This window comes from Pedobacter jejuensis (assembly GCF_003725795.1).
GTDB classification, from domain to species: domain Bacteria; phylum Bacteroidota; class Bacteroidia; order Sphingobacteriales; family Sphingobacteriaceae; genus Pedobacter; species Pedobacter jejuensis.
On record NZ_RBEE01000044.1, the window covers coordinates 40,066 to 66,953 of the forward strand.

The 26,888-nt window shown below is 36.5% G+C and carries 16 protein-coding genes; 2 read left to right on the forward strand and 14 right to left on the reverse strand.

Annotation, left to right across the window (positions count from 1 at the left end; all coding sequences use genetic code 11):
* Positions 1-81 precede the first annotated feature (81 nt).
* From D7004_RS18145 to D7004_RS18210, 14 genes are all read right to left on the reverse strand, one after another.
* A complete protein-coding gene (locus tag D7004_RS18145; RefSeq protein ID WP_123207440.1) occupies positions 82-1,662 on the reverse strand; it encodes a SusD/RagB family nutrient-binding outer membrane lipoprotein in 1,581 nt (526 codons plus the stop codon).
* A 19-nt stretch (positions 1,663-1,681) separates the two neighbouring features.
* On the reverse strand, positions 1,682-5,023 hold the full coding sequence (locus tag D7004_RS18150; protein WP_123207441.1) for a SusC/RagA family TonB-linked outer membrane protein: 3,342 nt from the start codon (positions 5,021-5,023) through the stop codon (positions 1,682-1,684).
* A gap of 116 nt (positions 5,024-5,139) precedes the next feature.
* The gene (locus D7004_RS18155; protein ID WP_123207250.1) at positions 5,140-6,204 is read right to left on the reverse strand and encodes a FecR family protein; all 1,065 of its coding nucleotides are present in this window, start codon (positions 6,202-6,204) and stop codon (positions 5,140-5,142) included.
* A gap of 468 nt (positions 6,205-6,672) precedes the next feature.
* A complete protein-coding gene (locus D7004_RS18160; protein WP_123207251.1) occupies positions 6,673-7,227 on the reverse strand; it encodes an RNA polymerase sigma factor in 555 nt (184 codons plus the stop codon).
* 114 nt (positions 7,228-7,341) lie between these two features.
* The gene (locus D7004_RS18165) at positions 7,342-9,228 is read right to left on the reverse strand and encodes an alpha-amylase family glycosyl hydrolase (RefSeq protein ID WP_123207252.1); all 1,887 of its coding nucleotides are present in this window, start codon (positions 9,226-9,228) and stop codon (positions 7,342-7,344) included.
* A gap of 85 nt (positions 9,229-9,313) precedes the next feature.
* Positions 9,314-10,690: an MFS transporter gene (locus D7004_RS18170; RefSeq protein ID WP_123207253.1), complete on the reverse strand. Its 1,377-nt coding sequence runs from the start codon at positions 10,688-10,690 to the stop codon at positions 9,314-9,316.
* Positions 10,691-10,811: 121 nt separating this feature from the next.
* Positions 10,812-12,656 (reverse strand): alpha-amylase family glycosyl hydrolase, encoded by a 1,845-nt coding sequence (locus tag D7004_RS18175; RefSeq protein WP_123207254.1) that lies wholly within the window; start codon positions 12,654-12,656, stop codon positions 10,812-10,814.
* The gene (locus tag D7004_RS18180) at positions 12,653-14,971 is read right to left on the reverse strand and encodes a glycoside hydrolase family 65 protein (RefSeq protein ID WP_123207255.1); all 2,319 of its coding nucleotides are present in this window, start codon (positions 14,969-14,971) and stop codon (positions 12,653-12,655) included. Before D7004_RS18180 ends, D7004_RS18175 begins: the two co-directional genes overlap by 4 nt.
* A gap of 74 nt (positions 14,972-15,045) precedes the next feature.
* A complete protein-coding gene (gene pgmB / locus D7004_RS18185) occupies positions 15,046-15,744 on the reverse strand; it encodes a beta-phosphoglucomutase (protein WP_123207256.1) in 699 nt (232 codons plus the stop codon).
* A 67-nt stretch (positions 15,745-15,811) separates the two neighbouring features.
* The gene (locus D7004_RS18190) at positions 15,812-17,656 is read right to left on the reverse strand and encodes a glycoside hydrolase family 13 protein (protein WP_123207257.1); all 1,845 of its coding nucleotides are present in this window, start codon (positions 17,654-17,656) and stop codon (positions 15,812-15,814) included.
* A 164-nt stretch (positions 17,657-17,820) separates the two neighbouring features.
* The gene (locus D7004_RS18195; RefSeq protein ID WP_123207258.1) at positions 17,821-18,855 is read right to left on the reverse strand and encodes a SusE domain-containing protein; all 1,035 of its coding nucleotides are present in this window, start codon (positions 18,853-18,855) and stop codon (positions 17,821-17,823) included.
* A gap of 17 nt (positions 18,856-18,872) precedes the next feature.
* Positions 18,873-20,477 (reverse strand): RagB/SusD family nutrient uptake outer membrane protein, encoded by a 1,605-nt coding sequence (locus D7004_RS18200; protein ID WP_123207259.1) that lies wholly within the window; start codon positions 20,475-20,477, stop codon positions 18,873-18,875.
* A 13-nt stretch (positions 20,478-20,490) separates the two neighbouring features.
* Positions 20,491-23,457, reverse strand: coding sequence for a SusC/RagA family TonB-linked outer membrane protein (locus D7004_RS18205; protein WP_123207260.1), 2,967 nt, complete (start codon positions 23,455-23,457; stop codon positions 20,491-20,493).
* A gap of 423 nt (positions 23,458-23,880) precedes the next feature.
* The gene (locus D7004_RS18210) at positions 23,881-24,906 is read right to left on the reverse strand and encodes a LacI family DNA-binding transcriptional regulator (RefSeq protein ID WP_123207261.1); all 1,026 of its coding nucleotides are present in this window, start codon (positions 24,904-24,906) and stop codon (positions 23,881-23,883) included.
* Between the two features lie 284 nt (positions 24,907-25,190).
* Between D7004_RS18210 and D7004_RS18215 the strand changes: the two genes are divergently transcribed.
* Together D7004_RS18215 and dinB are read left to right on the forward strand one after the other, a co-directional pair.
* On the forward strand, positions 25,191-25,550 hold the full coding sequence (locus D7004_RS18215) for a response regulator (RefSeq protein WP_123207262.1): 360 nt from the start codon (positions 25,191-25,193) through the stop codon (positions 25,548-25,550).
* 184 nt (positions 25,551-25,734) lie between these two features.
* Positions 25,735-26,835: a DNA polymerase IV gene (gene dinB / locus D7004_RS18220; RefSeq protein WP_123207263.1), complete on the forward strand. Its 1,101-nt coding sequence runs from the start codon at positions 25,735-25,737 to the stop codon at positions 26,833-26,835.
* Positions 26,836-26,888: the final 53 nt, after the last annotated feature.

The following is a 26,888-nucleotide window of genomic DNA, read 5'->3' on the forward strand; positions in this document are numbered from 1 at the left end:
TCAAAAAAACATTGAAATTGTTACCATAAAAAAACGGCATTGCGAGGTTGCAATGCCGTTTCAAAATTCCGAGTGTGTTGTCTATTTATCCCACCAAACTCTACCTACTAATTTATCGCCACCTGGAACAGCAGCAGATGCAACTTTATAATTCGCCGCATTTGATACCCCCTCAGCCAATGGATAAGGAAAACGACGTGGTATTGAACCGCCAGTATTGGTATTTGGATATACGATTGGAACTAAAGCAGGTAATCCTGTTCTTCTCCAGTTAGACCATGTTTCGTAAAAATCTAACATCGTGATTGTATGCGCCCAATATTGCATTGAAATCATTTCTAAACCATTTGCCGCTACATAAGGATGAGCGCCTAGATAAACCGCAGCATCGCTTGCATTTACTGCCATGTTTGCATCATATTGAGATAAAAATGTCATTGCCGAGGTTACTCCTGCATTATAATGTGCTGCCGCTGAACCACCAATATTAAAACGTTGTGCGGCTTCGGCCCACATTAACTCAGTTTCTGCATAGGTTAAAATAAAGGTATTACCATCTCTTTTAAGCATTCCTGGGTTTGGTGATGAGTAATCTGTAAAATCAGTATATGAGGCATCTTGACGAACATCTCGACCAGCAATACCGCTCAAATCTTTACCATTCGGCATTCCCTTTTGAACACTTGCAGTTGTAATATAGGCAGGGTTTTGAGCCTTCGTTACATCTGTTAAGTATAATTTTGTAACCGCAACTTTGCTTAATCTTGGGTCGTTGTTGGTTTTTAGATAATTAATGAATGTATTGCTCCAACGGGTGTAAAAGTTTTCCTGCCCACCATCGCCTAACAAAACCTGTGCATTTCTATTTTGCGTAACGCGACCGCCATTTGCATCGTGTTTAAAAAATGCATTATCACCATCACTTGTCATCGTTTTACCAACAGCTTTTGTAATATAGGTTTGCGCAAGTGTTGCATCTGCCTTGGTTAAACGCATCGCCATACGTAACATTAAGCTATTTCCAAAACGTTTCCATTTTGCAACATCACCAGCGAAGATTAAATCACCATTCACAACATCGGCAGAGGCATTTAAAGCTGTTGATGCTTCATCAACCTCTTTCAGCAAATCGGTATAAATGGCTTGTTGCGCATCGTATTTAGGATACAAAATAGAAGAATAATAGCCCTTTCCAGCATCAAAATATGGGATATCGCCATATAAATCCGTTAGCCTTTCAAAAATTAATGCCTTCCAAATTCTGCCCATTTGATACACATTGTTGTATTGCGCTTTACCCCTCGTAAATTCTACTAAATCAACAGCATATTTTACTTGATCGGGATAAGCCTTTTCCCAGTAAGCAGCCGTGTAACCTTCATTAAGCATGTATTTATCACCTGCCCAATAACTTATAACCGATGACATACCCTGCATCATTGTTGCCGAGTAAATTAAATTACCACGCCAGGTTTCGTATGCAAAATCTGTACTGCCTGTATAGGTTAACTGTGCAGTAGATAATAAGTAGTTTGGATTGTATTGTTCCTGACCTACAGATACAGGATCGGTGTTGATTTTTTCGAAGTCTTTAGTACACCCAGATATAAGGATTAAACCTGATAATAAAAGTGGTACGTATAATTTTATGATCGTTTTCATTTTCAATTCGTTTAAAGGATTATAACTTAACACTTAAATTTAAACCGTATGTGCGTACTGGCGGCACACCTCCTAGTTCCATGCCTGGAATTGTAGCATTGTAGCTAGATTCCGGGTCGATGTTATCCGTCTTCTTCATCAAAATGAATAGGTTACGACCAACAAAACTTACATTTAAGCCTTTAATTTTGTTGTTAAACATTTTGGTCGGAAAATTATATCCTAAAATTACTTGTCTGAATTTAATGAAGCTGGCATCTTGTACAAATTGTTTTGAAACATTATTAGCATAAGTGCTGTAGTAATTTGCCGCATTAACACCTAAAGCATCACGATTTTCGAGTGTTGCCTGGTGCAAACCAAACACATAACCATAATAATCAGTTGCGGAGAATATCTTCCCTCCCCATTTACCATCAATTAAAAACGACAGATTAACGCCTTTATAGCTAAATTCGTTATTCCATCCTGCTGCCCATTTATTGTAAGCAGAACCATACGCTTTCAATTCGCCTCTTTGTGGTGCGCCATTGGCATCTTTCACAATATTTCCGTTACCATCATATAAGAAATCATAAGCCATTACCTGGCCAATTGCCATACCTTCCAGATTTTGTAAAAAGCCCACATTACTACGTGAAGTTGCAAGCAGTTGCGATGCAGTACCAGGTGCTAATGTGATAACCTTATTATCATTGTACGATCCGTTAACACTAGAAGTCCAGTTGAAATCTTTGCTTTTGATAACATTACCAGAAATTAAAGCTTCAACACCTTTATTTCTTAATTGGCCAATATTTAAAACGGCACCACTGTAACCGGTAGTTGTAGAGGCCGGAACAGCAAGAATTTCATCACTTGACTTTTTATTGTACCAGGTAACATCCAAATTTACCCTATCTCCAAACAATCGCATTTCAGTACCAATTTCGAGCTCAGTTGCTTTGGAAGCTCTAAGGGATGCATTTGGAATAGATGAGTTAACAATATTCCCAAGTGGAGCGCCATTTACAGACTCGCTACGCAAATTATAATACAGTTGCGTCTGGAATGGTAAAGTTGCCTGCCCTACCATTGCATAACCAGCTCTTAGTTTACCGAAGCTTAAAAATGATGGTTTCCAAAGTTCAGAAAATACAAATGAGCCACTTATTGACGGGTAAACTACATTGAGTTTATTATCCTTGCCTGGTGTAGCGAGGGTAGAAAACCAATCGCTTCGGGCGCTTCCGGTTAAGTATAAAATATCTTTATAAGTTACTTCTAAAGTTCCATAAACAGATTGGGTTTCTTGGTCTGATTGATATACGGAAACAGATTTGCCACCTGTATTACTTAAAGTGTAAATACCAAAAAGCTGAAAAGACGCACCGCTATTATTTGTACCCGAACTTTTGGTTCGGCGATAATTTGCACCCACATTCGGTGTGATAGAGAAATCGTTTATTTTAAACGACTTTCCCATTAAACCATCAACATTGATATCAGAGAATTTGCTAATTTGTTCAGTATATCCACCATCAGCATCATAAGCTGTACCAGATGGCGTTACTGAAACGTAATTATCATTGTAAGAATCTCTTCCTGCTCTTGCCTGCAAAAATAAACCATTATCAAAAGTATATTTAGCGCTGAAAGAACTTAGCAAACGTTCTCTTTTGGTGTTATGAATAAAATCATTGGCTGCAAACCACGGATTGGTTGCATAAGGATTTCCTGTGTTATATGAAAGTTCATTGCCCGTTGGCGTTTTGCCGGGTTGTAAGGTTGCAATATTAACGCTTGTTGGCAAAAATGCGGCATTGTAATTGGCATTGCCAGCACCGTCAGATAGCATTGGCCTGTTTTTAGCTTGCTCTAGAATGTAATTAAAGCGAGCATCAACAACCAGATTTTTAATCGGGTCGAACGTACCAGCTAAAGTGAAGTTTTGTCTATCTAAACCCGAGTTAGGCACTACCGACTTATTTGTTAAATCGCTTCCAGATAAGCGAATTACACCACCAGTAAATGTTTTATTTAAAGCTAGGGTATTTGTCCAACTTCCACCAGTTCTGTAAAAGTCTTCAATGTTATCTTCTTGTGCAGTGTATGGTCTGCTTACACCGTCAAATTGCACAACGTTTGTTCCATCCAATCTTGCTCCCCAACTTGAACTACCTGTAGATGCAGCTGCTAATTGAGTTGCTGGTTTTTGCCCGTTAACGCCTTGTCCATAAACATATTGCCAATTGGTTCTATCCATTACCTGCTCAGCAACATAGTTACTGCTAAACTCTATACTATTTCCTTTTCCACTTTTCGTGGTGATGAGGATAACGCCAGCTTTTGCTCTATTGCCATAAAGAGCAGAAGCTGCTGCTCCTTTAAGTACAGAAATGCTTTCAATATCATCAGGATTTATGTTACTGATTGCATCTCCTAAATCTGGAGCATTATCATATTGTCCGCCGTTATTACCAATACCAATCGTGCTTCCAAAACCAACCGGAGCACTTTCCATCGGAATTCCGTTTACTACATAAAGCGGCTGACTAGATGGGCCTAAGCTAGATACCCCACGGATGGTAACATTGGTTGCTGCACCTGCCCCACCTGATGTACCAGCAATATCTAAACCTGCAACTTTACCTACCAGTGAATTTGTGATGTTGTTTTCGCGAGCCTGAGTTAATGTTTCGCCCCCAATTTGCGTTACCGAATAACCTAGAGCTCTTCTTTCTTTTTTGATACCTAAAGCCGTAACCACAACCTCAGATAACTGTTTACTATCTTCTGCCAATACAATATCTATAGACGTTTGAGCACCTATGGAAACCTCTTTAGTTTGAAAACCAGCATAAGAAACCACCAATACTGCATTTTCTGGAGCGTTTAATGTAAACTTACCATTTACATCGGTCGAAGTTCCGATGGCTGTCCCTTTTACCCTTACGGTTGCGCCAGGCAAAGTTACTCCTTGAGCGTCTTTTACCGTTCCGCTAATGGGTACTTCCTTATTTCTGCTGATAACAATTAAGCCACCATCAGAAACAGAGTACTTTAAATTTGTTCTATTTAATATGGCAGATAAAACATCAGTAACCGGAATATTAGTTACAGTGATGCTTACGTCCTTATTAACAGGAACATAAGACGAGCTATAGACAAAATGATAACTGCTTTGCTGCTCTATAATCTGTAAAACCCTTGCCAATTTTGTTTTCTTCACATCGAGAGAAATTTTTTCCTGAGAAAAAACCGACGCGGAAACATTAAGGCAGGTAATGAAAACCATAATACAGGTTAGTTTCATTAGCATAATGAATTTTAAAAGCGCTCTGTATTTTGGGCGCTCTTGCAGTAAGTAATAATAAATCATATTTTTGTTTTTTTTGGTTGCATAGTTATTTGGCAGCAAGTTGTTTGCGCATAAACTGCCATTAATTAATCAAAGAAGAATTTACGAGGGCGGTGCGCCAACACCGTCCTTTTTTTCTACTTCGAGATGATTACCTGATTTCCTTTTATCTCATATTTAAAATTTTCTACTTTTTGTAATGCAGACAATACCTGATCGATACTTTCGTGACTAAAAGTTGCCGTAAAGCGATATTTTTCAATGTCAGGATCTGTAAATTTGATATCAACACTGTACCATTTCTCCAAAACACTTTTTATATCGTCAAAATTTTGGTCGTATATCTCTATTCGGTTTTGCGTCCACGCGGTTTCTACAATTGTACTGTCTTTAATTAAAGTATAGTGGTTTATAGTAATTTCAGGACGAGCTGCTTCAGGTTTTAACGTTTTTTGTTTAGAAGCAACTGCAATGGTTTTATAAAAAGTAACTTTCTGGCTTGGCTTTAAGGTGATAATACTGCCATTTCCATTAACGGCTTCCATGGTAATTAAGCCTCTTATCAACGTTGCTTCCGATGAAATTTCATCGGGATAAGCTTTTACATTAAAAGCAGTACCTAAAACGTTGATATCAAAATCGCTGGTATGCACTTTAAAGGGTTTGTTTTTGTTATGTGCTACATCAAAATAAGCCTCTCCCTTTAAAATAACCTCACGTTTGGCTTCATTAAAACCTTCTGCAATTGATAAAGAACTTTGTGCATTTAACAACACAATGGAACCATCAGACAATGTAATTTTTTTTCGCTCACCGCCTTTCGTTTTAAAGGTTTGGGCTTGTAATACCCCGCTTGGCTTATTTTGGGAAACATAGCCACGATAGAAAAAACTAATAGAAATAACTACCACTATTGCGGCAGCAACTTTTAACCAGGTGTAGCTTTTACTTAGCTTAGATGTTTTTGCTTCACTATTAAGATTTAGTTTCAATTTATCTAGTTGGGTAAAAACCGACCGCTTATTTCCGCTCAGGATAAAATGCAATCTTTTGGCTTCGGCAATCACATCTGCCTGTTCAGGATGAGCCTTGATATACTTCTCCCAATATTCAATACAAAGCTTGTCGGTTCCTGCGCAATATTGCTGGAAAGTACTGTCGACAAGAAAGTCTTCTGCATTGAATCGACTTCTTTCAATCATTATTATTTGGCTTTTAATTATCAGTGCCCAAAAAGTTTATTTTTTCCTAAAGAAATTTTAACTTTTTTTTAATAAGGCAAATTTATACTCTGAAAATAGCCGAAATCGAAAAATTTAATTTGTGGCTAAAGGTAAAATCAGGCTGATATAGTTTGTTTGTTAGGCGAAGGTTTTTGAAACATCAAATTGTATGTAATTCACCTCACCCTACCAAAGGTTTTGCTTTGGCTACTGCGTGCTATCCCTCTCCTTGAAGAGAGGGATTTGTTGGACAATTATTAAATACCATAGGCTCAAAGTACTTTACTTCGTTTCCCTCTCTTCAAGGAGAGGGATGCACAAACTTATTGACACCTTGTACCTTTCAAAGGGTGAGGTTATAATTGTGTTGCTGCCATGGAATAAAACTAAAATCAATATCTAGAGCCAAGTCAAGATGACGGAAAGATGGAAATCGACTACCAATATTTACGCTTTCAGTTCCTTACGCAAAACCTTCAAGGCGTCGTAAATGGTATTGTATGAAGTTTTTATAGATTGATTGGTTTGTTCGGCAATTTGTTCATAACTCAATCCATCAAAAAATTTTAAATGAATTAGCTGCTTCTGCCTGAAAGTGAGTTTTTCGAGTGCGTTTTTTAGTTGGTGCTTAACCAATTCATCGCTTTGAACTTTCACGATAAATTCTTCGTAGCTCATTTCCATCCAATCGCCATCCGCTCCAGCATTAAAAAGTGCATCGTTAATTTTCTTTTTCCGCTCTAAAATCCGCAGCAGTTTCCTCTTTAAAAAGGTGCGAAGATAGGCTTCAACATTATCAACACGATTGAGTGTTTCATGTTTTTCCCAAATGGTTGTAAAAACAAGGTCGGTTGCTTCGCTGGAAATATCGGCATTTGTGCAAACCCTTATTCCGAAATTAACTAGAGGATAATAAAGTTCTTTGTAGAGATCAAAAAAAGCATCTCTGTCTCCGGCACGTAATCGTTCCCAAAGCAAGTGATGCGATAATTTGTTCTCCATATTTGCAGTTAGTTGTTATGGCAATATTAACTAAAATACATAAGAATATTTCAGGAAAAACTGCCTCCGTTATTTGTATCATTTCAAAAAAACAGAGGCAGAGAATCAGCTACTTTACCTTAAAGCAACTTTACTAAATATATGATATTCGCCCGGCGCCATTGTTGCCGAATAAATATTCGAATTAAGGTTAATTGTATTTCCAACGGCATCTACCAAATTTCCTGATGCGCCAAAATCTACATTAGCAGTTTGATTAGTCACGTCGAAATTCCCAACCACAACTACCGTATTTGAAGCATCAGTAAGTTTAATATATTTTACACCGCCAGTTAAATTATAAGTTGTATTGGTGGTATTAAAAATGGTATTGTTCTTTTTTAACTTGATAAATTTAGCATACGCGTCGTATAAAGCCTTTCTATTTACGTCAGAAAAATAATCCCACTTAATTGGTTTTTCTCCAGTCCTACCGTTAAAATCGATACTGATATCATAACCCAACTCACCAAACTGCCACACCATTTTCGGTCCGGGGATACTGAATAGAAATGCCGCAGCCATTTCATTTCGTCTTAGCGAGGTTGGCAAATTTCCCTTAATCAAATAGCTTCCGGTCATATTTCCAAAGGAAATGTTCTTATAATTTAAACGTTCCTCATCATGACTTTCTCCATAAGTTATCAATCCATCCGATTTATTGAAACCATGTTTAGCGTAAAAACCATAAGAAAAATCTGAACTACCTAACCAGCCCATGGTGGCTTCATTCATGTTATAATTTACGTTATTCCAAAGCATCATGCCATCATCTGCTAAAACTTTTTCTTCTGATTCTTCTGCAAAATGTTCTAAAATCACGTAGAAATTATTGGCATCGATACTCTTAATAAAGCTATTGTATTCTTTCCAGATGGCAACTCTTGTTGCATCATAAAGTCTAAATCCTGCATCATCTGTCGATGTTTTTTGCGTAAATCCTTTTGATAAATCAAAGCGGAAACCATCAATTTTATATTGCTGCATCCAAAATTTCATTACGTTCTTTGCAAAGTATTTTGTTGCTGCGCTTTCGTGATTAAAATCATAACCAACATTAAATGGGTGTTTGGGATCTACATTAAACCAAGGACTATTTCCGGCTGGCTTTGAACCATTAAAATACAATTGAACCATTGGCGACTGACCAAAAGAATGATTTAAAACCATATCCATAATTACAGCAATGCCTTTACCGTGGCACTCATCGATAAAATTTTGCAACGCAGTTTTTGTTCCATAATATTTATCTGCCGCGAAATAAAAAGAAGGGTTATAACCCCAGCTTAAATTCCCTTCAAACTCATTAACCGGCATCAACTCAATTGCATTAATGCCCATGTTTACCAAATAATCTAGCTTTGCTAATGTAGAAGCATAGTTATGTTCGGCGGTAAAATCACGGATTAACAATTCATAAATAACGAGGTTGCTTTTTTCTGGACGAACGAAGCCATTATTTTTCCATGTGTATGTTGGTTGATTTGCTAGCATTGTACTAACAATTCCAGTAGTTTTTCCGGTGGGATAAGCTTTTAGATTTGGATAAGTAGCCGAAGAAATAAAACTATCATTAGCAGGATCTAAAATTTTCTCGCAATACGGATCTGCAACTTTTAAAGTACCATCAACCAAAAATTGATAAGCGTATTCTGTGTTTGGATCTAGATTATCAATTTGAATCCACCATGTATTTCCATCCGCGGTTTTTTTCATTACAGAAGTAGTTGCCGACCAATTATTGAATTCCCCAATTAATGCAACCGAGGTTTTATTAGGTGCGTAAAGGGTTACAATTGCAGATTTACCACCGTTGATAAAAGCAACACCATCTTTTGCACCTGCAGGCAAATCAGTTGTAGGCAATACTGGAGGATCAATCCCAGGTCCTTCTGAAGAGGCTTTTTTGCAGGATGTATTAAATACTGTTACCAGCAGTAATAGGTAAATGATTTTTTTCATCTGGTTAGATTTATTTGGGATTTGGTCACTGCGAACCACCAATCCTGCCTGCCGACAAGATTAGTGCTTCGCAACATAGATTTGATTAAACTGATCTGTTTTCTTCAATACTTAGCTCAGCGGCTAATACTTCATCAGTTTTCTTTGGTTCTTTGATAAATACAAAGCAGATTATTGCCGCTAAAATCATTAGTCCACCGCCAATTTGAACGGCCAATAATCTATCATTATTTAATACGTTGCGCATCAACCAGCCGAAACCGAGTGAAGCCATAATTTCTGGCAATACAATAAAGAAATTAAAAATCCCCATGTAAATACCAATTTTATCTTTTGGTAATGAGCCACTTAACATGGCATAAGGCATGGATAAAATACTTGCCCAGGCAATACCGACACCTGTCATACACAGATACAACATATTTTTATCGTGAACCCATGCTACACTTATTAAGCCAATTGCACCGCAAATTAAACACAAAGCATGCGTTGTTTTACGACCTAAAGCATCGGCGATTTTTGGCAAAACCAAAGCGAAGAGGAAAGTGATAACGCTATAATAAGCTAAAGTTAAACTTCCAAAATCGGCACCTTGCGCATAAACAGGGTCTGCAGCATCTTTACCACCGAAAACATTTACCGCAACTGCAGTTGTATAATAAAACCACATTAAAAATAAACCTGGCCAAGTAAAAAACTGAACCAGAGAAACAATTTGCATTCGTTTTGGCATGTTTCTTAGCGCATGTAAAATTTCACGTGCTCCACCACCAAAACCTTTATTGCTTTCGATAACTTTTTCTTTGAAATCAACATCCTGAGGTGGATATTCTTTCGTAGTAAAAACAGTCCATAATACCGATGCTAGAAAGAAAAATGCACCAATGTAAAATGAAAACTTTACATTTTCAGGGATACTGCCTTGTGCTGCGGTATTGGTTAAATGAAATACATTATTCATTACCCAAGGCAATGAAGATGCGATGCTTCCACCCAAACCAATCATCATACTTTGCATGATAAAACCTCTGTTTACCTGACTATCGGGCAACTTATCAGTAACAAAAGCACGGAAAGGTTCCATTGCGATGTTGCCAAAAACATCTAAAATATAGAGCAAGCCCGCTGCCATCCAAAGTACACTACTATGCGGCATAAAAATTAAAGCAATACTGCTTACAATTGCACCAATTAAAAAGTAAGGTCTTCTTCTACCCCATTTTGGATGCCAGGTTCTATCGCTTAAATAACCTATAATCGGTTGAACCAACAATCCTGTTAATGGAGCTGCCAAAAACAGTAAAGGTATCTGGTCTGGATTGGCGCCAAGGTTTTCGTAAATACGACCCATGTTGGCACGTTGTAAATCCCAACCAAACTGGATTCCGAAAAAACCAACACTCATATTGATGATTTGTGCGAGTGTTAATTTTGGGTTTTCAAATGCTGTTTTTAAGCTCATTATATTTGGTTTTGGTAACCGCAAAGGTCACAAAGTAATAACGCAGAGACCGCAAAGCTATTTATCTATACTTTGTGTCCTTTGCGAAAATCTTTGTGTGCTTTGCGGTTGAAACATTAGTTTAAAATTCTATTACTTGTGCCGAAACCGGAGCAAGTTTTACAGGAATACTTGTACCTGCAGGGATATTTAATTTTTTATCTGTCAGCAAATCGGTAACTGGCGACGAAGATTTCACTTTTAAAATATGATCAGGAATTTCGATGTTTGCTTCTAAATTTTGAGAGCGGTCGAAATTTACCACAACCAATAAACGCTGTTTGCCTGAATAGCGGATAAAAGCATACATGCGATTATTCATGTTACCAGTTTGCGGAACATCATAAATATCGCCATGAATAATGGCATCACTTTGTGTGGTTACCTTTAATAATTGCTGATAATAAGCCCTCAATTTTAGTTGGGTTTCATCTAAGCCTTTTCCATCAAAAGTTCCATTGTTCATCCATCGCTGATGATTTGGAACACCCCAATAATCAAAAATTGTAGTTCGGTTATCATCTCCACCGTAACCTTCTGCACCTTTACCTGGCTCACCAACTTCTTGTCCGAAATAAAGCATAACCGGACCAGAACCCAAAGTTGCTGAAACAACCATAGCTGGTAAAGCCAGTTCTGCACGACCAGCAAAGCCTGCAGATGCAATGCGTTCTTCATCATGATTTTCTAAGAAACGCAACATTTTATTGCCAAAACCAGCACTTTCGGTTTGCCATACATATCGAATCTCTTTTACATCGGCATGTGGTTCATTTCTGATTAACCTTTTCAATCCATCATATAAACCCACTTTATCATACAAGTAATCAAATTTACCTTCATCAAGATATTGCTTGTAAACATGTGGATTATAAGCTTCTCCCAGGAAAATGATATCAGGATTTACTTTTTTAACCTGCGGGATAACCCAATTCCAAAAAGCAATTGGAACCATTTCAGCCATGTCGCAACGGAAACCATCAACACCCTTTTTAGCCCAGAAAATTAAAATGTCTTGCATTTTAGTCCACACCGGTGGTATTGGGTCAAAATATTTTTTTTCTCCGTTTAGATAATCTACACCATAATTTAGTTTGATGGTTTCATACCAATCATCATATTTTGGTTGCGCTACAAATGAATTATTTCCTGTCGCCTTGGCCGGGTTTTCATCAAACTTTCCATCCTGCAAAGCAGAAAGTGGCGTTTGCTTTGGTTCGTGCTGTGGCACTAAAAACTTTTGACCCGGAATGTAATAGAAATCATTTGTCGGACTAAAGCCTTTGGTAACGTCATCGTTTGCACCAAAATCTACAACGCTTTTTGGTTTCGCATAAGAATGATAACCTCGGGCAACGTGGTTAGGCACAAAATCAATTAAAACCTTTAAGTTTTTAGCATGGGTTCTTTTCACCAAATCTTCAAACTCCTTCATCCTGTTTTTAACATCTACAGCTAAATCAGGATTTACATCGTAATAATCGCGGATGGCATAAGGAGAACCGGCTCTACCTTTAACCACATCGGCATCATCAACCTTTATTCCATATTTTGAATAATCGGTTAAACTTGCATGCGCAATTACGCCAGTGTACCAAATGTAGTTTGCATGGAGTTCTTTAATCCCATCCAGAGCTTTATCATTAATATCATTAAACTTACCGGACCCATTTTGCTCAATGGTACCGTAAGGAATGTTTGTGGTATTTTTATTGCCAAATAAACGAGGCAATAATTGGTAAATAACGATTTGCTTATCGTTCATACTTTTACTGTTTTTTTGTGCGAATGATGGTGTCGAAAATAGTAAAAGGAAAGACATAGCTAAAAAAGCTATCGTATTAAGATTGCTTCGTTCCACGCAATGACGAGGTGCCGAGGCATATTCTAATACATCTCCCATTTTACCTTGTCCCGCCACTATCATACCAACTCCGCGTTATTTACTTCAATTTCTGAGTGACCAGCCAATTTATAAATTTGATTTTTGATGCCGATTTCTAAATCAACAGCTGCATTATTTTTTATGCTGATGCCATTTTCTGTAATGTTAACTTTTAATGTTGCTCCTCTAAAACCAATTGTAAACGAAAAAGATTTCCATTTTTCGGGAATAAAAGGACTGAATTGCAGCTTACCATCACGAACACGCATACCTGCAAAACCCTCAACCACACTCATCCAGGTTCCAGCCATAGAAGTGATGTGCAAACCATCTTCGGTATCGTTATTGTAATCGTCCAAATCTAAACGGGCAGTACGTAAATAAAATTCGTAAGCACGAGCTTCATCGTTTAATTTTGCCGCTAAAATGCTATGTACGCAAGGCGATAAAGAACTTTCATGAACGGTACGTGGCTCATAGAAATCAAAATTTCGTTTCAGAGTATCTAAATCATAATCTTCTTCGAAGAAGTACAACCCTTGTAAAACATCGGCCTGTTTGATAAAGCATGAACGTAAAATTCTATCCCAACTCCATTTTTGGTTTATTGGTCGTTCACTTGCAGGTAAATCTTTAACCAAAATTTGCTCTTTATCCAAGTAGCCATCTTGCTGTAAGAATATCCCTAGCTTTTCATCCTGAGGATAGTACATTTTTTCGATGATATCTGCCCAATCTGCAAATTCCTTATCATCAAAATTTAAACTTTTTAACAAACTCGAATACTTTTCTGGTTGTTGGTTTTTAACAATTTCAGCAGCTTCAGTGGCATATTTCATACACCAGGTTGCTAGTAAATTGGTATACCAATTGTTGTTAATATTGTTTTCGTACTCATTCGGACCTGTAACGCCAAGCATCACGTATTGCTGTTTATCGCTACTCCAGTTTACACGTTGTTTCCAGAAACGGGCGATGGCAATTAATACCTCTAAACCATAATCTGATAAATAACTTTCATCTGCAGTGTAACGCACATAATTGTAAATTGCAAAAGCAATTGCGCCATTGCGGTGTATCTCCTCGAAAGTAATTTCCCATTCGTTGTGGCATTCTTCGCCATTCATGGTAACCATTGGGTACAACGCCGCACCATCCTTAAAACCTAGTTTCGCAGCATTTTCAATAGCTTTGCCCAATTGTTTGTGGCGATAAATCAATAAGTTTTTACTTACCTCTTGTGGTGCAGTCGCCAGGTAAAAAGGCACACAATAGGCTTCCGTATCCCAATATGTTGAGCCTCCATATTTTTCGCCTGTGAAACCTTTCGGACCAATATTTAACCTATCATCTTTACCCGTATAGGTTTGAAACAATTGAAAAATATTGAAACGAATAGATTGCTGAGCAGAAACATCACCTTCGATAACGATATCACTTTCTTCCCATTTAGTTGCCCAGGCTTCTGTTTGTTCGTTTAATAAAGTATCGAAACCTTTTGCTGTAGCTTTCGCGATAACAGATTTGGTTTCTTTTAAAAGTTTTTCCTTTGGATAATTTTCTGAGGATAAATTAGCCGCGATTTTAACTAAGGTAATTTCTTCATTTGCTTTAACATCCAAAGAAAACGATTGTCCGACGAATTTTTCTTTACGAACTTCTTCCGGTTTTACTTCTAATTTTTCAGCGTTCTTATAAAGTTCGATGTTGCTTCCCGTACAAACTTCAAATTCAGTTTTCTTGGTTCTTAGTTTGATGTAAGCTTCTGTTCCAGAGATTTCATCAGCAACCATGGTCCAGAATTTTTCGTCGTAGTTGCTATCCTGATTTTTAACATCACCATCAATAAATGGCATTAAAGTTAATTTTCCATCAAAATCTACTGGTGTGATGCTGTAATGTATTGCACCAACCTCATCATCAGCAATGCTACAAAAACGTGTTGATTTTACTTTAACGGTTTTGCCGCTTTTGAGTTTTGCAGTAAAAGTACGCTCCAAAATACCGGCATGCATATTCAATACCCTTTTGAAATCGCTTACTTCTGCCGTTGCTAAATCTAAAACCTCATCGTTAATTTTTACTTCAATACCAACCCAATTTGCAGCATTTAAAACCTTTGCAAAATATTCCGGATAGCCGTTTTTCCACCATCCAACGCGGGTTTTATCTGGATAATATACGCCAGCAACATAATTTCCGGGTAGCGTTTCGCCAGTGTAAGTTTCTTCAAAATTGGCACGTTGCCCCATTCTGCCGTTACCTAAACTGAAAATACTTTCTGAAATTTTATTTAAATGTGGATCAAACCCTTCTTCGATAATGTTCCACTCATCTGCCTTAATGTAATTCTTCATAATTAGTATTGAGTAGTGAGATTTGAGGTTTGAGATTTGACCCTAAACCTTAAACCCTACACCTTAAACCGTTCTTATAACTTTTCTAAATCTTCTATTGTTAATTTGTCTAATCCGCTTACCACCAAATCGGCTTGGGTAAGTACACTTTTTTCGCCTATGCCTATCGCTTTCATGCCTCCACGTTTTGCGGCTTCTACACCGGCTACTGCATCCTCAAAAACCACACATTCATTGGGCTGAAATCCTAAAAGTTCGGCACCTTTCAAAAACACTTCGGGATCTGGTTTTGACTTGGTTACCATATTTCCATCAACTATCTCATCAAAGAAATGAGCGAGCTTGGTACGTTCTAAAATGATACCCGAGTTCTTACTCGCAGAACCTAAGGCCGATTTATAACCTGCCTTTTGGATGGCAGTCAAAAAATCAACCGTTCCAGGTAAAACTTCATCAGGTGTCATTTTGGTAATCATATCTACATACCAGCTATTTTTTAATGTAGCCAGTTCATCTTTTTCACTATCAGTTTTTTCTACACCACCCCAGGCTAAAATTTTATTTAAACTTTCTACCCGACTTACACCTTTTAGCTGCTCGTTTTGTTCTTCGGTAAAATCAAAACCAATAGTGTTAGCTAAGCGTCTCCAGGCTTGGTAATGGTAAACTGCAGTATCTACTAATACGCCATCTAAATCAAAGAGACAAGCTTTAATTGAGGTTGAAGGATGAAGGCTTAGGGTTGAGGGTTCTGGGTGTTTATTTTCTTGCATGGTCTGTATTTGTTATCAAGTATAAAGAACGTAGTGCTTACTTTTGCTTTATTCTTTCAGCTTTATCTTAATTTAATTCTAAAACTAAAGTTGTTCTAGCGGGTACTTTAATTTCTTTGAATGATAAATTCTCTCCTGAAATTACATTTTTTGCGACAGTTATTCCGCTCGTACGTTCAGAAAATCTATCTGTGTTTAAGTTTTTATCTTTATCGGTATTGTTTACAATTACCATAACTGTCCCTTTTGCCGAATCGTTATAACGGAAATAAACATAAATATCATCCTGAGGCACAAACTGCATTAGTTTGCCAGTTTGTAAAGCAGGACTGTTTTTACGGTAATTGGCCAAGGTTTTAACAAAAGTAAAAGCCTCGTTTTCTTTATTGGTTCTACCTTCAGCAATGAATTTATCTTTCTTATCGCCATCCCATCCACCAGGAAAATCTGAACGAATTAAACCATCGGGATTAGAAAAGTTTTTCATCAGTATTTCTGTTCCATAATACATTTCGGGGATGCCACGCATAGTTAATAGTATGGACAAACCCATTTTATACTTATCGAAATCTTCACCAACTACAGAGTAGAAACGACTCATATCATGATTATCCAAAAAGATGCAATTGGTATTTGGATTTTTATAAAGAAAATCATGTGCCAAGGTAGCATACAAGCGATTTATGCCATCTACCCATCCGTTTTTCCCGTTGATACCTTCGTAAATTGCATCTTTTAATGTAGCATCGGTTATTCCTTGTAAGTGTGTATCAAAACCACGGTTAACTGTATTTCCACCGGTAAAAAATGCCTGGTTCGGAACTGCGGTTACTAAGGTTTCGCCAAAAACGGAAAGACGGGGAAATTCAGCCTGCACTTTCAGCGCCCAATCTGCCATGTAAACAGGATCGTTGTAACCGTAAGTATCTAAACGTAAACCATCAATTCCGGCATATTCAATCCACCAGATGTGGTTTTGGGTTAAATAGTTTTGAACAAACGGATTGCGCTGATTTAAATCGGGCATTGATGAAACAAACCAACCGTCTAACATTTGTTTACGATCTGCCTCTGAAGCATGAATATCCATCACCGTTTGATCGCGATAGCTGGTTTGTGTAAATTTTGGCCATTGATTTAGCCAACTTTTCATTGGTAAATCTTTGTAAAACCAATGGTTGGTACCAACATGGTTGTGTACAATATCTTTAATAACCTTCATGCCTTTTGCATGAGCGGTTTCTACATATTTTTTATACAATTCGTTTGTTCCGTAGCGAGGATCTATTTTATAATGATCGGTTACAGCATAACCATGATATGAGGCGTTTGCCATATCGTTCTCCACTTCTGGAGTCATCCAAACGTTGGTTACGCCTAAATCTTTCAGGTAATCTAAATGATTGATTACGCCCTGAATATCGCCACCATGGCGATAGTACATACTATCCCGATTTAATGCAGTTTCAGTTAATCCTTGCACTACATCATTACTTTTATCTCCGTTAGAAAACCTATCGGGCATCAATAAATAGATAAAATCTTTTTGAGTTACGCCCTGAATTCTTTCAGGACTTTTATTGCGGTTTTTTAATTCGTAGGTATAAGAAAATAGCTTTTTGCCATTGGCAGAAAAGTTTATAAGGAATTTACCTGCCTTAGCTGATTTAGATAGTTCCAAATCAATAAACAGATAATTGGGATTTTCAACTTTGTTAACCTTAACCAGTTTTACCCCTGGATAAGATAATGTGACTGTACTCAATGCGATATTCTCGCCATGCACAAGCAATTGTAGTTTTGGGTTGTGCATCTCGGTGAACCAGAACATAGGTTCTACACGTTCTAACTTTTGGGCAAATAGATTAAAACCTGTTAGAAGAATTATTAAAATAAAATATAATTTTTTCATGTTGAGGTACCGGATGTAAAATGGAAATGGTATTTGTAGATGAAGACATAAAATCAGCATCCTAATTTTATGTAAGATAATTTGAATGATTTATTTGGATAATAGTGAAGAAAAGTAAAAAGCCCTGAAAAACATCAGTTCTTCAGGGCGATATATGTTAATAATTAGTTTTTAACAATGGTATATGAACCACCAGTTACCTTGTCTCCAGATTTTACTAAGGTTAAAGTAATGGTATAAGTTCCGGCTGTGGTAACCTTAATATTATCGCCACCTAAGGCTAGGGTTGCGCCGCCACCTAAATTAATATCCCAGGCATGTCCAAAGCGAAACTTAAATTCTCCAACAGTTAAATTGGCTTTAAGTGTGTATACTAAAGCTTTTCCATCGTTAGTCACTTTCATATCTGTATCATTGTTCCAACCACCTGGTGTAGCATCACCAATCATTGACCATTCAGTAGGAATACCATAAACAATAGTATTCTTTTTTAAATCTACAGTAACTTGTCTAACAATAGCTTCAGGAGATTTTAGATTATCACCAGCACTTGGACTTATAGTTCCAGAACCTGCATCACCGTATGCAACATCCCATTTTTTTGCAGGTGTAATTTTAAATTCTAAATTATTAGGTGTGAATGCAATCATACCTGTATATATTCCATTACTTGTTAATGATACCAAACTATCTGCTGTTGATGGATTCCAACCTTGATATGCACCAGGTACATAAATCCAAGCAGATGCTAAATAAGGAGTTGCGGTTAGTGTTAATACATTAGAAAAGGTGATAGCATTCGCTGCTGCTCCCGATTTTAGTCTAACTTCTATTTGGGCAGCCGTTCCTACTTTTGCTCCTAAAGCCAACAACATTGTGTTAAAGTCGCTTACTGTTGGAGAATATGTAGTGCTACTAACAGCAAATTCTCTAGCAGCAGCAAAGTTGTTTCCTTTTATATCAAACTGCAAACTTGTTGCAACTGGAACAACATAACCTGTTGAAGTAGCAAGTGGATAAGTTAGTGTTAAAGCAGGTTTTGCTGCGTCTGCTTGTACTAAACTTAATGTTGTTGCTGAAGCTACTAAGTTTCCAGCAGAACCAACATTAGATACAACTTGTGTTTCGTCTTTTTTGCAAGACCAAAGCGAAAGGGTAAGCAAACCCAATGCTAATGATTTAAAAAATATTGATTTCATATCTTTTTTTTTTGAAATTAATAACCTGTATTTTGAACCAAGTTTGGATTTGCAATTAAATCTGCATTTGGAATTGGATATAGATTGCGATAAGCAGGTACGCTTGTTCCAGCTTTTACACCCCCTTTAAACGGCCATAAATAAGTAGAACCTGTGAATTTTCCATAACGTACTAAATCTGTACGGCGGTGACCTTCCCAATATAATTCTCTACCACGTTCATCTAAATAAAAATCAGTAGTTAATGCCGCAGCAGTTACATTTCCAGATGTGTTTCCATAGGCTCTAACACGTAATGAATTAACATAAGTTAAAGCTTGAGCAACACTACCGCCAGAACCACCACGAGCTACCGCTTCTCCATAGATTAAATATTGTTCGGCTAAACGGAATAATGCAAAATCTAGTGAACTAAATGTTCCATTTAATGATGCAGGAGTTGTTCCTGTAGAAGTAACATTTTTAAATTTGGTTACTTTTAAGCCATCATTTGGAGCATCGATTGCATCAATATTAGCTTTTGAACCTGCAAAAATTCCACGTTTATCTAAAGTGCCATTAGCATCAGGAAACAACGCTGGAAGATTTTGACGCGTACGATTACCAGCCCATCCACCATTAGGCACACCATAAGCAGTAGAAACCATACCTGCCGCATCAGCAGCAGTGTAAACCATTGCGTTAATTAAGAAAGTTGTACCACCATAATTAGTTCCATTAACACCATCATAATTAATAGTCAAAATGTTTTCAGTGTTATTGATGTTGTTATCGGCTAAGAACAAATCTTTATAGTTTGTTTTTAGAATATAGCTTGCAGCGATTACTTTACTAGAGTAAGTAATTGCCTCAGTATACTTAGCAGTGCCAGTGTAAACTTGTGCGTTTAAATATAATCTTGCTAATAATGCCCAATCTGCACCTTTATCTGCACGTCCATATTCATTTGTACGAGCATCAGCCAAATCTGGCTCAATTGCTTTCAATTCTGATTCTATATAAGCAAACAATGCCGCTCTTTGAATTTGTTTAGGATTTACTTTCCCAATTAAATCATTTTCAGTCAAAAAAGGTGGATTACCAAAGGCATCTAACAATACCCAATATTGATAAGCACGTAAAAAACGAGCTTCGGCACGGTAACGCAGAACATTGGTTGCATCGGTACCAGTAATATTACGACTAGCCAGTTGATCTGGCGTACTTTGACGTAGATATTCATTAACCAAAGTGATTTGAGAAATACTTCTTGAGTATAATCCTCTTAAAAATTGGTTATCGGTAGACCAAGTAGAATTATCTAATTCTGGAATACCAGTATCTCCCCAATTACAAATTGCCTCATCAGTAGTTAATTCCTGACTTGTCCAAAATAACCTTAAAAAATCTGCAAAGCCCGAATTTAAGCCGCCAACATCGCTAATGTCTGAGCCTGATGGACTAGTTAATGCATAATTAGCGTACAACCTAACCAATTCTTGTTTGTATCCAGCAGGAGTAGCATATACTACGCTTTCTGTAACATCATTAGTTGGAAGTACGTTTAATGACTCTTTTTTACAAGAGTTTAACGACAGCAATAAAACTGCTGAGGTTAATAATGTTTTAAATGAGTTTTTCATTTCTATATCTTAATTAAAATCCAACGTTTAAGCCTAATGTATATGTTCTTGGTCTAGGATAAAGATTGTAATCAATACCTGTTACTAATTCAGGATCGAGCCCTTTGTATTTAGATACGACAAAAACATTTTGGCAGTTTGCTGAAATACGCATAGTAGTATTTCCATTTTTAGATAATTTGCCAACATTATATGCCAGCCCTAAATTATCCATTTTAAGAAACGATGCGTTTTTAATATAATAATCGCTTAAATATTGAGTACCTGTAAAGCCTGTATTTAATAAATCGCTACTGGCATTGTTCAATACCCCTACTGAAGTTAAAATATTTGATTTAATGCCATAGTTTGATGCAACATTATCATAAATGTAGTTACCAATATTTGCTCTTAAAACAGTATTGATTGTCCATTTTTTATAACTAAAGGACGTGTTGAAACCAAAAGTGAAATCTGGATTAGGTGATTTATAAAAATACTGATCATCCGGGGTAATTGCGCCGTCTCCATTCAAATCTGCATAAACACCTTCAAGTGGTTTACCATCGCTATTATATACTTGTTTGTACACAAAATATGAACCCGGAATTTGATTAACTGCGTTGTATTTTAAATGCACACCAGTTCCACCAGTAATGTCACCAGCATCAATTTTAAAACCAGAATTTGGGTTCAATGTTAGGTTAGTAACCTTTCTTCTATTGTAGGCAGCATTAATTCCAAAATCCCAAGTGATGTTGTCAGATTTGATTGCTACAAAGTTTAAACTAGCCTCAGCACCTCTTACATCCATATTACCAACATTTGTTGTTAATACGTTGCTAAAGTTTGTTCCCACTGGTATGGTAACCGTACTTAATAAGTCTTTGGTTTTTTTGTAATAAACATCTACACTACCGTACAATCTTCCTTGTAAAAAACCGTAATCTAAACCAGCATTGTAGGTGGTTGTCGATTCCCATTTTAAATCTGGATCATACCCCGCAGGTGCATAATAGTTATAGAAAGTATTACCAATTTGGTATTGACCAGTATTAGTATTAGCATAATATTTAGATAAGTAATCATAGTTACCAATACCATCTTTATTACCGGTTTCACCATAACTTAATCTTAGTTTTAAGTCTGATACCACTTTGCTATCCTTCAAGAAATTTTCGCCGATAATTTTCCATGTAAAACCAACTGAAGGAAAATAGCCCCAACGATTGTTTTCAGCAAATTTTGAAGAAGCATCGGCACGCATTGTACCAGATAAAATATATTTATCAGCTAACGTGTAAACAAATCTTCCATAATAAGAAAGCAATTTATTACGTTCAACCGACAAAGGGAAAACTGGAGTTACTAGTGCGACACCTGTACCTGTATAATTGGTAAAATAGTACAAAGTAGTAGAGTTATCATAATAACCGTAACCACCAGTTACATCAAATCTACTTCGGATACTTTCTACAGTATGTGCATAATTTAAATAAAATTCAGAAAATTTATCATTACCTGTTCTAAGTGCACGAGAAAACGACCCTTGAGTAGAGGCACTTTGCGCTGCAAACGTAGGCACACTAATAGCACCATAACCTTTAGATACATCATAACCTAAATTTAAATTGGCATGCAATTCTGGTAAGAAATGGAAAGAATAATCAAATTTTGCATTACCAACGCTCCTAGCCGCATGGCCATTGTTATCTTGTAATCTAATTAAGCCAACCGGATTACGCGGTGCATTAGGGTTGGGAACCATATCTACTCCAGTTCCTTGAGTCCACTCATAATAGTTACCATATTTATTAGCAACATTAACTGGCTGAGTTGGGTCAAATTGGATAGCATTGCTGATAGCACCTGAGTTTGCAAAATGCGAATCTGTTAATGTACCTTTTAAATTTAAATCAACTTTTAAATGATCTTTAAATAATCTTGGCGATAAAGTGATTGACCCTGTTCCGCGTTTAAGTTTATCAGTAATCAATAACCCATCTTGATCTAAATAACCAGCAGAAACACGGTAAGGAACACCTTTAAATGAACCTGCAATACTCAAATTGTTATCAGTAGTGAAAGCTCGTTGATAAATTTCATCTTGCCAATCCGTATTTGCTGAACCCAATAATGCCTTTTGACTTGCACTGCCATTAGCATTTACATAAGCACGTACTTGATCTGCAGAAAGCACATCAACTTTCTTTATTACAGTCGCAATTGAGTTATTTGTACTGAAGTTAATTACTGGCACACCAGATCCACCCTTTTTAGTGGTAACCAAAATTACCCCATTTGATGCTCTGGAGCCATAGATTGCGGTTGCATTCGCATCCTTTAAAACAGTGAATGTCTCAATATCGTTAGGATTAATTAATGAAAGCGGACTTGGTGCATTATCAATTGTATTTCCGCTGAAAGGGACTCCATCAATTACAATTAAAGGATCGTTACTAGCATTTAGTGAAGCACCACCACGAATGCGGATCGTACTACCTACACCAGGCTGACCACTATTCGAGATTACATTTACACCAGCAACTTTACCTTGGATTAATTGTTCTGGAGTTGTGATAGCCCCTTTTTGGAAATCTTTCGATCCAACTGTGGTAATAGAACCTGTTAGGTTTTTCTTCTCTGCAGTGCCGTAACCGATAACTACAACTTCATTTAATTTTTGTGCATCGGGAGTTAATTGGAAATTAGCTGTTGCATTTGCAGTAACGTTTACTGCTTTTTCCAACGTTTGGTAACCGATAAAACTGGCAGATAAGGTTAAGGACCCATTTGTTAATCCTGTCAATTTGAAGTTACCGTTTCCATCCGTAGATGTACTTCTGGTTGTTCCTTTAACTAAAATGGAAGCACCAGGTAATGGTTGGCCGGTTTCATCAAGCACGGTACCGGATACAGACCCGGTTTGTGCTTTTACGATTAATGCTGTAAAAACTAATAGCACTAAAAGCCCCTGTTTTAGCAGGTAAAATACTTTCATATTCGAAGCTCGTTTAAGTATAAAAATTTGGTTAAATATTATAGTGATTTACACATAGGCCTAATTTACAGCACTTAATGGTAATTCAAAATTTATTTAAAAAATATATTTATGGCACTTCATAAGCATATAATTCGGAGAAAAAATATAGCCTCTTTAGAAATTTTCCGATAAACATATTTGCATAGATTAATTTTTAATTAATTGATTTTCAGATATTTATAAAAGTAAAAATCGATTTTAAAGTGTAAATATTACACTAAGCCATTTTTTGATGTTTTTTCGGGAACGTTCCCGACGATTCTTAGAGAATTTAGGAATAATTTTCGGGAACGTTCCCGACAGATTCTCGAAATTCTGCCTAAAATACACTAAGTGATGAATTTTTTTGTTCAAAAATAGCTATCAAAAAGTCGAAAAAATTTATGGTTTTTGGGGTGATTTTGACGTAGAATTACGCATGATAATTTTAGACTCCAAAACAACTTCTGAAGGAAGATTTCCGTGTGCCCCAGCATCTAAAATTTTAAATAAAAGCTTGGCAGATTCTGTTCCAATTTCTATTGCAGGTTGGGTAATTGTAGTTAATGATGGATTTAATAATGGTGCTATTTCTAAACTTGAAAAACTAATGATTTTCAAGTCTTCCGGTATAGAAATATTTAAATCATAACATGCATAATAAGTTGCAAAAGCCAAACGCTCAACTGATGCAAAAAAGCCATCAGGCTTTAATTGCGTTAAGGCATTTTTTATAATTATGCTGTTTTCTTCATAACTGTTGCTACAATCTACAATCAATTGCTCATCAAATGCAATGTAATGTTTATGCAAGGCATCGATATAACCTTGCATACGGGTTTTACCAATTGATAAACTTTTATTTACCACCAAATAACCTACACGTTTACAGCCTTGTTCAATTAAATGTTCTGTAGCAAAAAAACTGCTTTTATAATCGTTGGTTACTACTCTAGGGGTTTCAATATCCTCGTAAATTCTATCGAAAAAAACCAAAGGCAAACGTTTTGCCCCAAATTTATTTAGGTAATTATGATCGTTAGCCTCTCCAGATACTGACATGATTATTCCATCAGCACGGCCATTGTGTAAATGGTGGATGAAGTTTACTTCCTTACTGTAATCATCATCTGTTACATAAATTAAAATATGGTATCCATTTTCCCGGGCAACACGCTCTATTCCATGTATCGCTTGCGAAAAATAATTGTTGGCCAATTCGGGAACAATCACGGCAATGGTTTTGCTTTTTTGTTCACGCAGATTACTTGCGTAATGATTTGGTTGGTAATTTAACTCTCTTGCTTTTTCTAAAATAAGAGTTTTGGTAGCGGCGTTAATATCACTATTATCTCTAAATGCTCTCGAAATTGTAGATGTAGATAAATTTAGGGCTTCAGCTAATTTCTTAATATTAATACTGTCCATTGGTTGTAAAACCTTGTTGTTAGAAAACTAAGCTGTAAATATAAAATAATAAAGTTCTAAATGAATGTTGATGTATGAAAATCAATAAACCAGATTGATAATACATCATAATAAACAATAATTCAATCGCAACTAGAATACAAATATAGCTTTAGGCTATAAGTTAAAAAATAATCTATATTTATAAAACAAAATAGGAATTTATTCTATTAATAAGGTATCACAAAAAAATCAAAGAACAAAACTGCAATCCTGTGGTAAGATTTGGTATTGGGAATAATTGGATGGAAAATAAACGAATACTAATTGCTGATGATGATGAAGGAATAGTTGATGCAGTGACCATGATTTTACAAGTTATGGGTTACGAAGTTGATTATACTTATGACGGTGGAGCTGTTTTAGAATCTGTTAAGAAAAAACCTGATTTAATTCTATTGGATATTTGGATGAGTGGCCATGATGGTAGAGATATCTGCCGCCAGCTAAAAAGCGATCCAGAGTTTAAAGAAATACCCATATTAATGATCTCTGCCAGTAGAGACATCAAGCAATCTGCACTTGATGCCGGAGCTAATGATTTTATGGAGAAACCGTTTGAAATGGATTCCCTACTAAATAAGGTTACACATTTATTAAATTAATTTCTTGTTTAGCAAGAGAGTTCGATTCTACAATAAGATAGTATATTTTATAAATTCTTAGTTTCTAGGATATTTCCCTAGGTTTAATTTCACATTCAATACTTTAAATACTTCATCCCTTCCTTTGTAAAGAAAAAAATCTTTTTAAATTTTAAAGATAAAAATTCTGAATTTAGAAGATTAAATGTCTGAACAAGGTGCATCGGTTTTAAGAAAGATTATTCATATTGATATGGATGCATTTTATGCATCTGTAGAGCAACGAGATTTTCCTGAATATCGCGGCAAACCTGTAGTTGTCGGCGGCAAACCCGATAGCAGAGGTGTTGTTGCTACTGCAAGTTATGAAGCAAGGCAATACGGCATTCGTTCGGCTATGTCATGCAGCAAAGCTTATCAACTCTGCCCCAGTGCAATTTTTGTTTATCCACGATTTGATGCTTATTCGGAGGCTTCTAAAAGCATCAGAGAAATTTTTCATCGCTATACAGATATTATCGAACCGCTTTCTTTAGATGAAGCTTATCTGGATGTAACAGAAGATAAATTAGGTATCGGTTCTGCCATAGATATTGCGCAATCTATCAAAGATGCTATTAAAAACGAACTGCATTTAACTGCATCTGCTGGTGTTTCAGTAAATAAATTTGTAGCCAAAATCGCATCCGATATGAATAAACCCGATGGGTTGACTTTTATTGGTCCATCGCGGATAAAAGCTTTTATGGAAAAACTTCCGGTAGAGAAATTTTTCGGGGTTGGTAAAGTAACTGCTGCGAGAATGAAAGCTATGCAAATTAATACTGGGGCGGATTTAAAAAAATTAACTGAAGCACAACTGCTTGCTCAATTTGGCAAATCAGGTAAGTTTTATTACAAGGTAGTTAGAGGAATTGATGAACGACCAGTTCAAGCACACCGAGAAACGAAATCCGTTGGCGCCGAAGATACCCTATCTGAGGATACAAATGATGATGCTGTACTCCATGCGCTGTTACAACAAATTAGTGTTACAGTTGCCAATCGTTTGGATAAACACAAATTGAAAGGAAAAACCGTTACACTTAAAATTAAGTTTGAAGACTTTAGGCAGATTACCAGAAGCCGTTCATTTGTAAACCCAATGAATGAATCATCAATCATTTATAATGAAGCCATTAAATTACTAACTGAAGCGGATTTAGGTGTATTAAAAGTGAGGTTATTAGGCATCACCCTATCCAGATTTTACGATGATGTTCCAATTGAAAAAGCAGACAACAATCAATTGGAATTCGAATTTTAAATAGATGATGATTTTATTGCCAAAAATGCCTCGTCAATAGCTTCTCTAGTACT

Coding starts and splice junctions, on each gene's coding strand:
- D7004_RS18155 (WP_123207250.1), bottom strand. CDS start 6,204: ATGATTGAAAGAAGTCGATTCAATGCAGAAGACTTTCTTGTCGACAGT.
- D7004_RS18195 (WP_123207258.1), bottom strand. CDS start 18,855: ATGAAATCAATATTTTTTAAATCATTAGCATTGGGTTTGCTTACCCTT.
- D7004_RS18205 (WP_123207260.1), bottom strand. CDS start 23,457: ATGAAAGTATTTTACCTGCTAAAACAGGGGCTTTTAGTGCTATTAGTT.
- D7004_RS18180 (WP_123207255.1), bottom strand. CDS start 14,971: ATGAAGAATTACATTAAGGCAGATGAGTGGAACATTATCGAAGAAGGG.
- D7004_RS18170 (WP_123207253.1), bottom strand. CDS start 10,690: ATGAGCTTAAAAACAGCATTTGAAAACCCAAAATTAACACTCGCACAA.
- D7004_RS18160 (WP_123207251.1), bottom strand. CDS start 7,227: ATGGAGAACAAATTATCGCATCACTTGCTTTGGGAACGATTACGTGCC.
- D7004_RS18215 (WP_123207262.1), top strand. CDS start 25,191: ATGGAAAATAAACGAATACTAATTGCTGATGATGATGAAGGAATAGTT.
- D7004_RS18175 (WP_123207254.1), bottom strand. CDS start 12,656: ATGATAGTGGCGGGACAAGGTAAAATGGGAGATGTATTAGAATATGCC.
- pgmB (WP_123207256.1), bottom strand. CDS start 15,744: ATGCAAGAAAATAAACACCCAGAACCCTCAACCCTAAGCCTTCATCCT.
- D7004_RS18165 (WP_123207252.1), bottom strand. CDS start 9,228: ATGAAAAAAATCATTTACCTATTACTGCTGGTAACAGTATTTAATACA.
- D7004_RS18145 (WP_123207440.1), bottom strand. CDS start 1,662: ATGAAAACGATCATAAAATTATACGTACCACTTTTATTATCAGGTTTA.
- dinB (WP_123207263.1), top strand. CDS start 25,735: ATGTCTGAACAAGGTGCATCGGTTTTAAGAAAGATTATTCATATTGAT.
- D7004_RS18210 (WP_123207261.1), bottom strand. CDS start 24,906: ATGGACAGTATTAATATTAAGAAATTAGCTGAAGCCCTAAATTTATCT.
- D7004_RS18150 (WP_123207441.1), bottom strand. CDS start 5,023: ATGATTTATTATTACTTACTGCAAGAGCGCCCAAAATACAGAGCGCTT.
- D7004_RS18200 (WP_123207259.1), bottom strand. CDS start 20,477: ATGAAAAACTCATTTAAAACATTATTAACCTCAGCAGTTTTATTGCTG.
- D7004_RS18190 (WP_123207257.1), bottom strand. CDS start 17,656: ATGAAAAAATTATATTTTATTTTAATAATTCTTCTAACAGGTTTTAAT.